The organism is Bordetella avium, from assembly GCF_034424645.1.
Lineage (GTDB): Bacteria > Pseudomonadota > Gammaproteobacteria > Burkholderiales > Burkholderiaceae_B > Bordetella > Bordetella avium.
Genome location: NZ_CP139969.1, coordinates 31,993 through 43,922 on the forward strand (window position 1 = coordinate 31,993; position 11,930 = coordinate 43,922).

Sequence of the window (11,930 nt, forward strand, 5' to 3'; positions counted from 1 at the left end):
TGTCTCCTTGTTGTTGGTCAGTCGTGTTTGATGGCGATGGTTTTCAGAACGGTGAAGCCGTAGAGGGCTTCAAAACCTTTCTCGCGGCCATGGCCGCTGGCTTTCACGCCGCCGAAAGGGAGTTCGACGCCGCCGCCAGCGCCATAGTTGTTGATGAAAACTTGCCCGCTGCGTATCTTTCGCGCCAGGCGCAGCTGGCGCGAGCCGTCGCGTGTCCAGATGCTGGCGGCCAGCCCATATTGCGTGGCGTTGGCAATGCGCACGGCATCGGCTTCGTCATCGAAGGGGATGGCGACCAGCACCGGGCCGAAGATTTCTTCCTGGGCCAGCAGGTGGTCAACCGGCACATTGCCCAGCAGCGTCGGCGCCTGGAAATAACCGTTAGCCGGCGCGCCCTCGGCGATGCTGCCGCGCGCCGCCGTGACGATGCCGTCCTGTTCGGCCTGGCGCAGGAAGTTCTGCACGCGCTCGAGCTGGCTCTTGCGGATCAGGGGGCCGCAATCCAGGTCTTGCGAGGAGGAGCCGGTGCGCAGGGCGCCGAAGGCTTCCGACAGGCGCGTCATGACCTTGTCGTAGACGCTGCGCTGGATCAGGATGCGGCTGCCCGCCGAGCAGGTCTGGCCTGCATTTTGCACGATGGCGTTGACGGCGACCGGCACCAGCGCGTCGATGTCGGCATCGTCGAACACGATCTGCGGCGACTTGCCGCCTAGTTCCAGCGTGGCCGGAACGTGGTTCTCGGCAGCGGTCTGCGTGACCAGTACGCCGATGCGCGGTGAGCCGGTGAAGGAAATGTGGTCGATGCCGGGATGACGGGCCAGCGCGTCACCGGCCTCATGGCCGTAACCCGTAACGATGTTCAGCGCGCCGGGAGGCAGGCCCACCTCGGCCGCCAGTTCGGCCACGCGCAGCAGCGACAGGCAGGCGTCTTCGGCAGGCTTGACCACGCAGGCATTGCCTGCCGCTAGTGCGCCGCCCACGCTGCGACCGAAGATCTGCAACGGGTAGTTCCAGGGCACGATGTGGCCCGTGACGCCGTGCGGCTCGCGCAGCGTCAGCACCGTGTAACCGTTCTGATAGGGAATGGTTTCTCCCATCAGCTTATCGGCCGCGCCGCCGTAGAACTCGAAGTAACGGGCGATGGCGGTGACGTCGGCGCGTGCCTGCTTGAGCGGCTTGCCGCAATCACGCGACTCGATCTGCGTGAGTTCATCATGGTGTTCGAGAATCTTGAGCGAAAGGGCCAGCAGCAGCCGGCCGCGTTCGGCCGCCGACAGAGCCCCCCAGGCGCCCTCATAGGCGCGCCGCGAGGATTGCACGGCCAGATCGATGTCGGCCGCGTTGCCGCGCGCGATGCGCTCGTAAGCCTCGCCCGTGGAGGGATCGATGACGTCAATCGCTTCCCCGGAGCTGCCGGGAACGAATCGATTGTCGATGAAATGCTGCTTCATGCCTAACCACCCTTGTTGGAAGAATAATGAGAAAAAGCGAAAGCAAAACATCTCGTCCGCGCCAGCAGGTGCGGACAGGGAGTTCAAAACTGGACAGACAGCCCTCCGTCCACGGCCAGCACCTGGCCGTTGATGAAGGATGCGGCGGGCGAGGCCAGAAAAACGGCTGCACCTGCAATCTCTTCGGGGCGCCCCCAGCGGCCGATGGGATTGCGTGCGGCCAGACCGGGCCCGATCAGCGGGTCTGCCACCATCGCCGCATTGGTTTGCGTGGCGAAGGTGCCGGGCGCGATGGCATTGCTGGTGATGCCCTGCGGGCCGAATTCGGCGGCCAGCGCCCGCATCAGGCCGGTCAGGCCCTGTTTGGCGGCCGGATAGACGGCATCGCCCACGCGCGCCAGCTCGCCGACCACCGAGGTGATGGCAATGAGCCGCCCGCTGCCCTGCCGCGCCATGCGTTCAGTGGCCAGCTTGGCCAGCAGGATGCCCGCAACCAGATCGGTATCAATGAGCTGACGGATTTCGCTGGGGCTGATGTCACGCAGGGTTTTGCGGATGCGTGCTCCGACGTTGTTGACCAGGATGTCCAGACGGCCGTGCTGCGCATCGAGTGTGACGAAGGCGGCCTGCATGGCCTCGTGATCGGAGACGTCAAAGGGTAGCGCCGAGGCTGCCAGGCCAGCCGTGCGCAGCGTGGCGGCAGCGGCTTCGGCCTTGGCCGCATCGCGGCCGTTGATGAGCACATGGGCGCCGCTTGCCGCCATTGCGCGGGCGATTTCCCAACCGAGGCCCCGCGCCGATCCGGTGACCAGGGCGACCTGGCCAGCCAATGAGAACTGTTGCAGATAGGACAGCGGTGGCGGAAAGATTGACGGCGGAAACATCATTCGCGGAATTCAGGAGCCCAATGCAGCAGTCTACGCTCTAAGCACGTAACGCAATAGACCAGAACAATCCCCACTATCGACAACAGCGTGACGGCCGCAAACATGTCGGTGGCGTTCAGAGTCGCCAGCGCCGTGATCATCAGATAGCCCATGCCGGTGGTCGAACCCACGAACTCGGCCAGCACCACACCGATCAAGGCGAAGCTGATGGCGTTGGGCAGTGCTGCGAAGGTCCAGGCTGCCGCCGTAGGGATCTGCACCCGCCACAGAATCTGGCGCGGCGAGCCGCCCAGGGTGCGGCAGAAATCCACCAGTTCGCGCTCTACGCTGCGCCCGCCTTTATAGGTGTTGAAAAACACCAGGAAGAACACGACGAACCAGGAGGTCACGACCTTGGACGCCATTCCCAGGCCGAAGAACATCGTGATCAGCGGCACGAAAGCGATGCGAGGCATCGAGTTGAAGGCGACGATGAAGGGGTTGAATATGTCGGCGAGAAAGCGGTTGCGGGCCAGCGCCAGGCCGACGACAAAGCCGCTGCCCACGCCCACGGCCAGTCCCAGCAGGGTGGCTTGCAGGGTCAGCCACAGATGCGGCCAGACCGATTGCGGCCCCGGCTGCATCCATTGCCACAGTCGTAGCGCCACGCGTGAGGGTTGGCTGATGAAGAAGGGGTCGAACAGGGTGTTCTGCACAAACCAGGGAATGCGCGTCAGGCCTTCCCAGGCTCCCAGAAACAGTGCCAGCAAGAGAATCTGCCAGGCGGTGATGCGCAGGCGGCGCCCGGCGGCCTGCCGGCGTTCTTCGCGGATATACCCGCTGGCTTCGGCATCGATCGGAATGTCTTTCATGGTGTGGCGCTTCAGGCTGCGGCGCGAAATTGCTGGCCTAGAACAGACCACAGGCTTTGCACATGGGCGGTGAATTGCGGGGTTTCGCGCAGCGTGAATACGTCGCGCGGATGCGGGATGCTGATGCGCTCGTCGAGCAGCACACGGCTTGGCGGACCGGACAGCACCACCACGCGATCCGATAGGGTGATGGCCTCATCGAGGTCATGCGTGACCATCACAATGGTTTGGCCCAGGTTGCGCCAGATATCGCCTAGTTCGCGGTGCAAATGCGTTTTGGTGTGGGTGTCGAGCGCGCCGAAAGGCTCGTCCAGCAACAGAATGCGGGGCTCTACCGCTAGGCTCATCAAGAGCGCGACGCGGCGGCGCATGCCGCCGGAGAGCTGATGCGGGTAAGCATCGGCGAAACCCTCCAGATGACCTAGCCGCAGCAGATGATCGACGCGTGGCGCGATGTGCTTGGCCGCCATACCCATAAAGCGTAGGCCTAGCGCCACGTTCTTGCGTACGGTGTACCAGGGCAGCAGCGTGTCCTTCTGAAAGATGTAGCCCAGCTTGGGCGGCACTTTGCCATTGACCGTTAGGCCATCGACCATGAGGCGGCCGGCCGAAGGCGGCAGAAAGCCCGCGATCATGTTGAGCAAGGTGCTTTTGCCGCAGCCGGAGGGGCCGACGATGGACAGAAACTCGCCCTCGCCTATCGTCAGGCTGACATCGCCCACCGCATGCGTCGTGCCCTGTCGGCTGTGATAGACCTTGCCGACGTGCTCCAGCTCGATCATCAAAGACCTCTTGCCTTGCGCACAAAGCGCATGTCCACGCAGGCCGAGTACGGTACGCGGGCCAGTTCGGCATTGGAGAATTGTCGGTCATCGCCCATGATGGCGCACAGGCGGCCATAGGCGTCTTCGGTGATGATGTTGTCTTTCAGGAACACACCATCCTGATAAACAGCGATGGTTTTCTCGATGGCCTCGCGCGGGAAAGCGCTGAGGTAATCGGCGTAGATCGTGTCCGTGACTTCTGCCGCGCTGTGCGTATTGATGAAGTCCTGTGCCTTCACTAGCGCGCTCACAAAAGCCTGCACGACTTCCGGACGTTTCTCTACCGTGTCGCGCAGTGCGAGCGCGGCGATGCCGGGTACGTCACCGCCCATGAAGGCCTGCCAGGAGGCATCGGTCGTGGCGTCGAAAATGGACACCCCCCAGCCTTCGGCCTTGGCCTGCTCCATCATGGACATGGTGGCCATGCTGGCCGATACCGAGCCGGTTTTCAATGCGCCCAGCATGGTGGCCAGATCGCCCAGGGGGCGGATATCGACCTTGTCGCCCACGCCGGCTTTCTGGGTGAGATAGACCGCCATGAGCCAGGTGCTGGACTGAGGCTGCGTCGCGCCCATGCGCTTGCCCGCGAGGTCTTTGATGCTGCGGATTTTGCCGCTGTCGTAGTCTTCCTTGCGCACGATCACGTTGGCGTAGGTGAGCTTGCGGTCAAAGCCGAAGATCAGCGTGGCCGGTTTGCCGGCCAGGGTCAGGGCAGGCGCGGCCGTGGCGGCTGTGGCGCCAAACAGAATCTGCCCTGCCGCCAGCAACTGATTGGTGCGCGGCCCGCTTTGCGAGTTGAGGTAATCGATGCTCAGGCCGTTGTCGCCGAAATAGCCTTTTTTCAGGGCCACATAGCCCGCCGCGAAAAAGGGATCGATGCTGCCTTGGCCATAGACGGCCTTGCCCAGGTTCGCACGCTGCGCGAAGGCAGGCAGGCCAATCAGCGAAGTGGCGGCTGCGCCAGCCAGCAACTGGCGACGCGTCAGGCCGAGGGAGGGAGAAGTCATATCATCCTCGTGGGGGTTAACAGGCCGATGTGCCGCAAACGATAACGCACTCGTGACCGCTTACCAACCGTGGACACATAAAGCGGCCGCACAAAAAAACATGCCCGGCGTACCGGGCATGTCGGAACCTCAGATCAAGCCGCTGTTTTCTTTGCGGCTGCCTTTTTGGCAGCCGTTTTCGTTGCGGTCTTGGTGGCCGTTTTCGAGGCTGTTTTAGTGGTTGTCTTGCTCGCCGCCTTTTTTACGGCCGTCTTGGCCGCGGTTTTCGTTGCGGTTTTGGCCGGCGCCTTCTTGGCCGCCGCGCGGCGAGCGGGTTTATCGCCGCGCGGCTCGAATTCAAAGCCTATCTTGCCATCGGGCTGACGCACCAGGAAGGCCTTGAACTTGCGGTTGGTGCGGCTGGACACGAAACCGTCGAGCAGATCCGTACGGCCTTCCGACAACAGCTTGCTCATCTGTTCACGCGAGATTTCCTGTTGCAGGATGACCTTGCCCGAACGGAAATCGCAGCTCTTGGCCGGACCCACCGATTTTTCGCACACATAGCTCATGCCGTGCTCGAACACCTGCGAGTGGCACTTGGGGCAGGCGCCCACCGGCGTGTGGCCGCTGAAGTCCACTGGCGTGTCGTCTTCTTCGTCGCTCTGACCGAAGTCGAACTCGAGTTTGTACTCGTCGCTGATGCGCAGAATGGCGGCAAAGGGCCGGCCCATTTTGCTGATAAAGCCTTGCAGCGGACCGATCTCGCGCTTGGCGAGCAGCTCTTCGACTTCGGGCAACTCAAAGGTGCGGCCGCCAGGGTGTTTACTGATCGAGAACTCGCATTGAGTGCAGGCATAGCGCCGATAGTTTTCCTTCACGACGCCGCCGCAGTGGGGGCAAGGGGTTTTCAGGGTGGCGTAGTCGCCCGGCACCGTGTCGCGTTCGTATTCCTTGGCGCGCTTGACGATGACTTGCGTCATCTGGGCGATTTCGCGCATAAAGGCTTCACGATCCAGCCCGCCCTGCTCGATCTGCTTGAGCTTGTGCTCCCATTCGCCGGTCAGTTCGGGCGAAGTCAGTTCGGCGACGTCCAGACCCGCAAGCAGAGTCATGAGCTGGCGCGCCTTGGCGGTTGGCACCAGATCGCGTCCGTCGCGGCGCAGATAGCTTTCGTTGAGCAGGCCTTCGATGATGGCCGCGCGTGTGGCCGGCGTGCCCAGGCCGCGTTCCGACATGGCCTCGCGCAACTCACCGTCATCCACCAGCTTGCCCGCGCCTTCCATTGCCGACAGCAGTGTCGCTTCGTTATAGCGCGCAGGTGGTTTGGTCGAGAGCGCTTCTGCCCGCACGTCCTCGGTGCGCACTTTTTCGCCATCGGCCACCGGCACCAGATTGGCGTCTTCGCCCTGGGCTTCTTTGCCATAGACAGCCAGCCAACCCGGCGCGACCAGCACCTTGCCTTCGGTCTTGAAGCGATGGCCCTGGACTTCGGTCAGACGGGTGGTAAGGCGGTATTCGGCGGCGGGGAAGAACACGGCCAGGAAGCGCTTGAGCACCAGGTCGTAGATCTTGCCTTCGGCTTCGCTCAGATCGTGAGGGATCTGCAGTGTCGGGATGATGGCGAAGTGGTCCGAGACCTTTTTGTTGTCGAAGATGCGGCGGTGTAGCTTGACCCAATCATTGCTCACTACCGTGCCGGCATGGCGCGCCAGCCCGCCCACGGCGTTCGAGCCGCCTTCGGACAGCGCGCGCATCGTCTGGCGCACGGTGTTGACGTAGTCTTCGGGCAGGTAGCGCGAGTCGGTACGCGGATAGGTCAGCGCCTTGTGGCGCTCGTAAAGCGTCTGGGCGAGAGACAATGTCGTTTTGGCCGAGAAACCGAAGCGGCCGTTGGCTTCGCGCTGCAGCGAGGTCAGGTCATACAGGGCCGGCGACATCTGGGTCGAAGGCTTGGACTCTTCGGTGACGCTGCCCGATTGTTCGCGGCAGGCAGCCACCACGCTTTGCGCGGCCGCTGCTGACCAGAGACGCGACTCGCGTTTTTCGGGGTCACGTTCATCTTTCTTGAAATCGGGGTCGATCCAGCGGCCTTCGTACAGGCCGGCCGCTGCAACGAAAGTGGCATGAACTTCCCAGTAGTCGCGCGGCACGAAGCTGCGGATGCGGCTTTCGCGTTCGGCCACGATGGCCAGCGTAGGGGTCTGGACCCGTCCGACAGGCGTCTTGAAAAAGCCGCCGTCTTTGCTGTTGAAGGCCGTCATGGCGCGGGTGCCGTTGATGCCCACCAGCCAGTCTGCCTCGGCGCGAGAGCGGGCCGCCGCTTCGAGCGGCTTGAGCTGCACGTCGTCGCGCAGATTGGCGAAGGCCTCGCGGATCGCCGCCTGGGTCATGGATTGCAGCCACAAGCGCTTGATGGGCTTTTTGACCCCGGCGTACTGAATGATGTAGCGAAAGATCAGTTCGCCTTCGCGTCCGGCGTCACAGGCATTGATGATGGTGTCGACGTCTTTGCGCTTGGCCAGGCGGACCAGCAGCTTCAGGCGCTCGGATGATTTTTTGTCCGTCGGTCCTAATTCGAAAGCAGGCGGAATAACCGGCAAATGGGTAAAGCTCCACTTGCCTTTGACCGGATCGTTGGGCGCCACCAGACTGAGCAGATGCCCGATACTGGAAGCCAGTACGTAACTTTCGCTTTCAAAAAAGTCGCCCTCGCGCGCAAAACCTCCCAGGGCGCGTGATATATCGAGGGCTACCGAGGGTTTCTCGGCGATAATCAGCGTTTTGTTCATGAGTATCCAGTGGCGGCAGACCCGCCTTAATTAGCGCGGATGATAAGAGGGGAGATTAGCGACATGCAAGTCGGCACCACTCGGCAGGAGGGATCGGAACTCCACGTATGGCGTCAATTTCTTGGGCGAAGCACGCTCTGGCTGGGCATTTTGCTCCTCGGCAGCGGAGTGATTTGCTGGGTTGCGGCCAATTGGCCCGGCATGGGAAAACTCTATCGTTTTACCCTGACACAGGGACTTTTGGCTGTTTCGGTCCTAGTCAGCATCTGGCTGGCGCTCAGGTTAAGAGGGACAGAGAGGCTGCGGCAACAATCGGCCGGCGCCGTGCTATCCCTGTCCGGCCTGTTGTTGGGCGCCCTGCTGGCTCTTCTGGGACAAATCTATCAGACCGGCGCAGATAGCTGGGAATTGTTCGCCTGGTGGGCTCTGTTATTGCTGCCTTGGGCTTTGGCAGCCGGCAGTCAGGTGCTATGGCTGCTTTGGTGCCTGATCGTCAATATGGCGCTGGCCTTAGGAATCCGGGAGCATGTGCTGCCGTGGTGGGAGCGCGTCTTTGATCGTGAGCTCATTGTGCTGCTGGTGGCCTCGGTGAACCTGCTGATGCTGGGCATCTGGGAAGCGGCCGCGCGCCGGCGCCATGTCAGCGCCCGGGTCGGACCGCGCGTACTGGCCTTGTTGGCCCTGACCGCCCTGGTAGCGCCCTTGCTGTTCAATATTCTGGTTGATAACCCGCGTGGCGCCGCCGGTCTGGCCTGGCTGCTCGTCATCTTAGGCATGGGCTATTTTTATCAGTATTGCCGCCGCGATCTGGTCATCCTGGCCATGCTGGCTGTCAGCGTTATCTGCGTGTCCTTGTGGGTGGTGGGCGAGTGGTTGCTGAGGCGGGATCTGGGCGCCTGGGCCGCCCTGCCCTTGGCCGCCCTGCTGATGGCCGAGGCTGTGTGGGCTGCGCATTGGCTGCGCCGGCTGGCCGCCAGCGGTGTGAGCGGCGCGAAACCGGCAGTGATTGCAGTGATTGAAGCGGGTCTGAGTCTGGACCCGGCCAGCGATAGGCCTGCCGACGTGGCGGCCCCTGCCCGCGCGCCCTGGCTCGTGCAAGGCTTGCTGGGTTTGAGCGCCTGGCTGGCGACCTTGCTGCTGCTGGTGTTTCTGTTCGCGTCGGGGCTGGTCCGCTCCGATCAGGGCGCCATTGTGCTCGGCCTGGTGTTGACGGCGGCGGGCGTGGCCGTTCTGCGCACGGCCGCTGGGTTGTTCTGGCGTCAGTGCGCCATCGCCATGGCTTTCGCAGGTCAGTGGCTGGTGGTTTACAGTTTCTTCAGCAATGAGTCCGTCCTTAACCCCAACCTCTTTGTCGTGTTGCTGGCGTTGGCGGTTTATCTGCTGGCGCCCGATGTGCTGCTGCGCTTTCTCAGCGGCGGTCTGATCGCCTTGGGCATGACGGGCCTGATTCTGCAAGCCTTGCAAACCGGACAGGGCGACGGTCTGGACTTCTGGTTCGCGCTGGATACGATGCAGGCCAATTTTCTCTGGCTGCCTGTCGTCGTGCTGGGCGCCTGGGCTGCCGCAATCGCCTTCGCTGCCAATCAAGGCTGGGCGCGTTCCCGGCCGCATTTGCTGGAACCGCTAGCCTGGGCCTTATTGGTGTCGGTGCAAGGGCTGGTCTGGGTGGCAAGCGGCGTTGGGGTGGATCAACTGCCCGCGCTGTGGCGGCTGCATCGCCTGACGGCCCTGTTGAATATTGCGGGCGCCGTGTTGCCGGCTGTCGTCGCGTTCTGGCTTCTTTGGCCGCGCCGACAGACACTCACACGCGCCATGGTCTTGCTCACGCCCTTGGCCTTGCTGGTGCTGGGCCTGTTCTGGATGCCCAGTCCTGGCATTGCCTTCGCACTGACCTGGCTGTTGTTGGGATTCGGCTTGAACAAGCCGCGCTTGACCGGCTTCGGGGTGCTTAGTCTGTTGGCTTACCTGATGCTTTATTACTACCAGCTCCAGGTTCCCTTGCTGCAAAAGTCGTTCTGGCTGGTGGGGGCGGCGGTATTGATGCTGTTGCTGCGCGGTCTGGTCTGGTTATTACCGCGCCGTGCCAGGCCGCCTGTCCGGGTGTCTGTGTCGCCGGCTTCGCCCGCGATGCGGCGGCGCGTGGCGGTCGTGTTCGCCGGCCTTTTGCTCGTGCTGGGCGTGTGCAACTTCACCATTTATCAGCGCGAACAGTTGCTGGCTCATGGGCAGGTCGTCATTCTTGAATTGGCCCCGGTCGATCCCCGTTCGCTCATGCAGGGAGACTATATGGCGCTGCGTTTCGCGGCGAGTACAGCCATCAACAAGCTGCGCGCGCAGCAGGATGAGCCCGATCGCGATGGATATGTGATTCTGTCGCTTGACGATCGCGGCGTGGCGCAGCCTCGGCGCATTCAGGCCAGCGCGCAGCCGCAAGAGGCCTCGGAACTGGCTCTGCGCTACCGCGTGCGTCCTGATGGCGTGCGCATCATCACCAATGCCTATTTTTTCCCCGAGGGTGAAGGTCCGCGCTATGAAGGCGCTCGTTATGGCGAGGTTCGCGTGAATGACCAGGGTACCGGTCTCTTGCTGCGTTTGCTCGGAGAGGATTTGCAGCCGCTTTAAGCTATGGCAAAGCGCGCACGCCAGCGGTCGGTGGCCTGTGCCAGAAAGGCCTGGGTATCCCGTGCCGCGAGGGGGGAGAAACCCAGGCTGAGCCAGGCTTGCGACAACGTGCCCACGGGGTCGCGGGTATCGAGCGCCGGGGCATGATTTTGCTTGGAAAGCTTCAGGCCCGTGGCCGGATCGCTGACCAGAGGCACGTGCATGACGCGGGGCAGCGACAGATCGAGCAGGCGGCCGAGCACATGCTGGCGTGCGGTCGAGGTGAGCAGATCTGCGCCGCGCACCACGTCGGTCACGCCCTGTGCGGCGTCATCGGCCACGACCGCGAGTTGATAGGCCCACAGGCCATCCGCGCGGCGCAGCACAAAATCGCCCACAGTCTGCGCCACATCCTGGGATTGCGGCCCCAGCCAGCGATCATTGAAAGTGACGATGCCTGCAGGCACCCGCAGGCGCCAGGCGCGCGCTGGCCTGCCAGGCGGCAGACCGTTGCGGCAGGTACCCGCATAGGGGCGCTCGCCGTCGGCGCTGGCGGGACCGCGTAAGGCCGAATCGGCAATTTCGCGACGGGTGCAGGCGCAGCCGTAGATCAGGCCCGCAGCACTCAGGCGGTCCAGCGCGGCCTGGTAGACCGCATCTCGGCGGGATTGCCACAGCACCTCGCTATCCCAAAATAGGCCCAGGTCGCGCAGTTGCTGCATGATAACGGCATCGGCGCCGGGCACGGCGCGCGGCCGGTCGACATCTTCGATGCGCAGCAGCCAGCGGCCCCCGTGGGCTCGCGCGTCCAGCCAGCTTGCCAGGGCGGCAACTAGCGAGCCCGCATGCAGCGGGCCGCTGGGACTGGGAGCGAAGCGGCCGATATAGCTCAAGGCAGAGGGAAAAAGCAGTCATGCCGCAGCGCACTGCGGCAGGCATTGATCAATGCAGACGGCGGGCTTCTTCGTCGTCTAGCAGCTCTTCGAGCACGAGATTGTCGATCTCGGCTTCCTGGCTCCAGAGGACCATCAAGGCGATGATCTTGATCTTGGACAGGGAAACCGGCGCTTCGGGCGAAGCCAGGGCGCGGTCGATCACGATCTCTCGCAGCGGGGCAGGCAGAACGCCCGCCGATTCGAGAAAGGTGATGAAACCGATCGAGGCGCTGCCTAACTGTTGGTATTCGGCATCGGTATAGACGCGAAAGCCGCTGGCAGGCGCCTGGGCGAGCTCGACGCAACGCTCGGTGGTTTCGGCCAGGCCGTAGAGCCAGCCCAGAGCGTCGTCGATGTCTTCGTGCTCGAAGCCGGCGGCGGCAAGCCGCTTTGCCAGCACATCGGCCGCAGGACAGGCTTGCGGCGTGTAATAGTTTTCGAACAGATAAACCAGGATATCGAACATATGGCGTAAAAGTAGCCGGTTTGCACAGTCGGCCCGCATATCGGCAGACCAGCAGACGTGATTTTACTTTACGCGCAAGCTCAAGCCGGATCAACCGTGCGTGTACCAGGGATATGTCCTATGGTGCACGGCGTCGT

At 62.9% G+C, this 11,930-nt stretch carries 9 protein-coding genes; 1 reads left to right on the forward strand and 8 read right to left on the reverse strand.

The window, feature by feature from the left end:
• Window positions 1-17: 17 nt before the first annotated feature.
• From U0029_RS00140 to U0029_RS00165, 6 genes are all read right to left on the reverse strand, one after another.
• A complete protein-coding gene (locus U0029_RS00140; protein ID WP_039051344.1) occupies window positions 18-1,451 on the reverse strand; it encodes an aldehyde dehydrogenase family protein in 1,434 nt (477 codons plus the stop codon).
• An 83-nt stretch (window positions 1,452-1,534) separates the two neighbouring features.
• Window positions 1,535-2,335 (reverse strand): SDR family oxidoreductase, encoded by an 801-nt coding sequence (locus tag U0029_RS00145; RefSeq protein ID WP_012419021.1) that lies wholly within the window; start codon window positions 2,333-2,335, stop codon window positions 1,535-1,537.
• Window positions 2,335-3,189 carry an ABC transporter permease gene (locus U0029_RS00150; RefSeq protein ID WP_012419020.1) on the reverse strand — a complete coding sequence of 285 codons (855 nt, stop codon included), beginning with the start codon at window positions 3,187-3,189 and terminating at the stop codon, window positions 2,335-2,337. The genes U0029_RS00145 and U0029_RS00150 overlap by 1 nt, the downstream gene beginning before the upstream one ends.
• A gap of 11 nt (window positions 3,190-3,200) precedes the next feature.
• On the reverse strand, window positions 3,201-3,971 hold the full coding sequence (locus tag U0029_RS00155; RefSeq protein ID WP_039051343.1) for an ABC transporter ATP-binding protein: 771 nt from the start codon (window positions 3,969-3,971) through the stop codon (window positions 3,201-3,203).
• The gene (locus U0029_RS00160) at window positions 3,971-5,020 is read right to left on the reverse strand and encodes an ABC transporter substrate-binding protein (protein WP_012419018.1); all 1,050 of its coding nucleotides are present in this window, start codon (window positions 5,018-5,020) and stop codon (window positions 3,971-3,973) included. The genes U0029_RS00155 and U0029_RS00160 overlap by 1 nt, the downstream gene beginning before the upstream one ends.
• Window positions 5,021-5,154: 134 nt before the next feature.
• Entirely contained in the window at window positions 5,155-7,791 is a 2,637-nt protein-coding gene (locus U0029_RS00165; protein WP_012419017.1) for a DNA topoisomerase III, read from the reverse strand.
• A 63-nt stretch (window positions 7,792-7,854) separates the two neighbouring features.
• Between U0029_RS00165 and U0029_RS00170 the strand changes: the two genes are divergently transcribed.
• Window positions 7,855-10,413 carry a GDYXXLXY domain-containing protein gene (locus U0029_RS00170; protein ID WP_114852127.1) on the forward strand — a complete coding sequence of 853 codons (2,559 nt, stop codon included), beginning with the start codon at window positions 7,855-7,857 and terminating at the stop codon, window positions 10,411-10,413.
• On the opposite strand, the gene gluQRS is transcribed toward U0029_RS00170, so the two are convergent.
• Window positions 10,410-11,285, reverse strand: a complete 876-nt coding sequence (gluQRS, locus tag U0029_RS00175; protein WP_012419015.1) for a tRNA glutamyl-Q(34) synthetase GluQRS — start codon at window positions 11,283-11,285, stop codon at window positions 10,410-10,412. The genes U0029_RS00170 and gluQRS overlap by 4 nt on opposite strands.
• 49 nt (window positions 11,286-11,334) lie before the next feature.
• The gene (locus U0029_RS00180) at window positions 11,335-11,793 is read right to left on the reverse strand and encodes a DUF494 family protein (protein WP_012419014.1); all 459 of its coding nucleotides are present in this window, start codon (window positions 11,791-11,793) and stop codon (window positions 11,335-11,337) included.
• Window positions 11,794-11,930: the final 137 nt, after the last annotated feature.

What these genes read in the sequence shown, in the direction of transcription:
- U0029_RS00155 (WP_039051343.1), bottom strand. Translation starts at nt 3,971, where the DNA reads ATGATCGAGCTGGAGCACGTCGGCAAGGTCTATCACAGCCGACAGGGC.
- U0029_RS00150 (WP_012419020.1), bottom strand. Translation starts at nt 3,189, where the DNA reads ATGAAAGACATTCCGATCGATGCCGAAGCCAGCGGGTATATCCGCGAA.
- U0029_RS00145 (WP_012419021.1), bottom strand. Translation starts at nt 2,335, where the DNA reads ATGTTTCCGCCGTCAATCTTTCCGCCACCGCTGTCCTATCTGCAACAG.
- U0029_RS00170 (WP_114852127.1), top strand. Translation starts at nt 7,855, where the DNA reads ATGCAAGTCGGCACCACTCGGCAGGAGGGATCGGAACTCCACGTATGG.
- U0029_RS00160 (WP_012419018.1), bottom strand. Translation starts at nt 5,020, where the DNA reads ATGACTTCTCCCTCCCTCGGCCTGACGCGTCGCCAGTTGCTGGCTGGC.
- U0029_RS00140 (WP_039051344.1), bottom strand. Translation starts at nt 1,451, where the DNA reads ATGAAGCAGCATTTCATCGACAATCGATTCGTTCCCGGCAGCTCCGGG.
- U0029_RS00180 (WP_012419014.1), bottom strand. Translation starts at nt 11,793, where the DNA reads ATGTTCGATATCCTGGTTTATCTGTTCGAAAACTATTACACGCCGCAA.
- U0029_RS00165 (WP_012419017.1), bottom strand. Translation starts at nt 7,791, where the DNA reads ATGAACAAAACGCTGATTATCGCCGAGAAACCCTCGGTAGCCCTCGAT.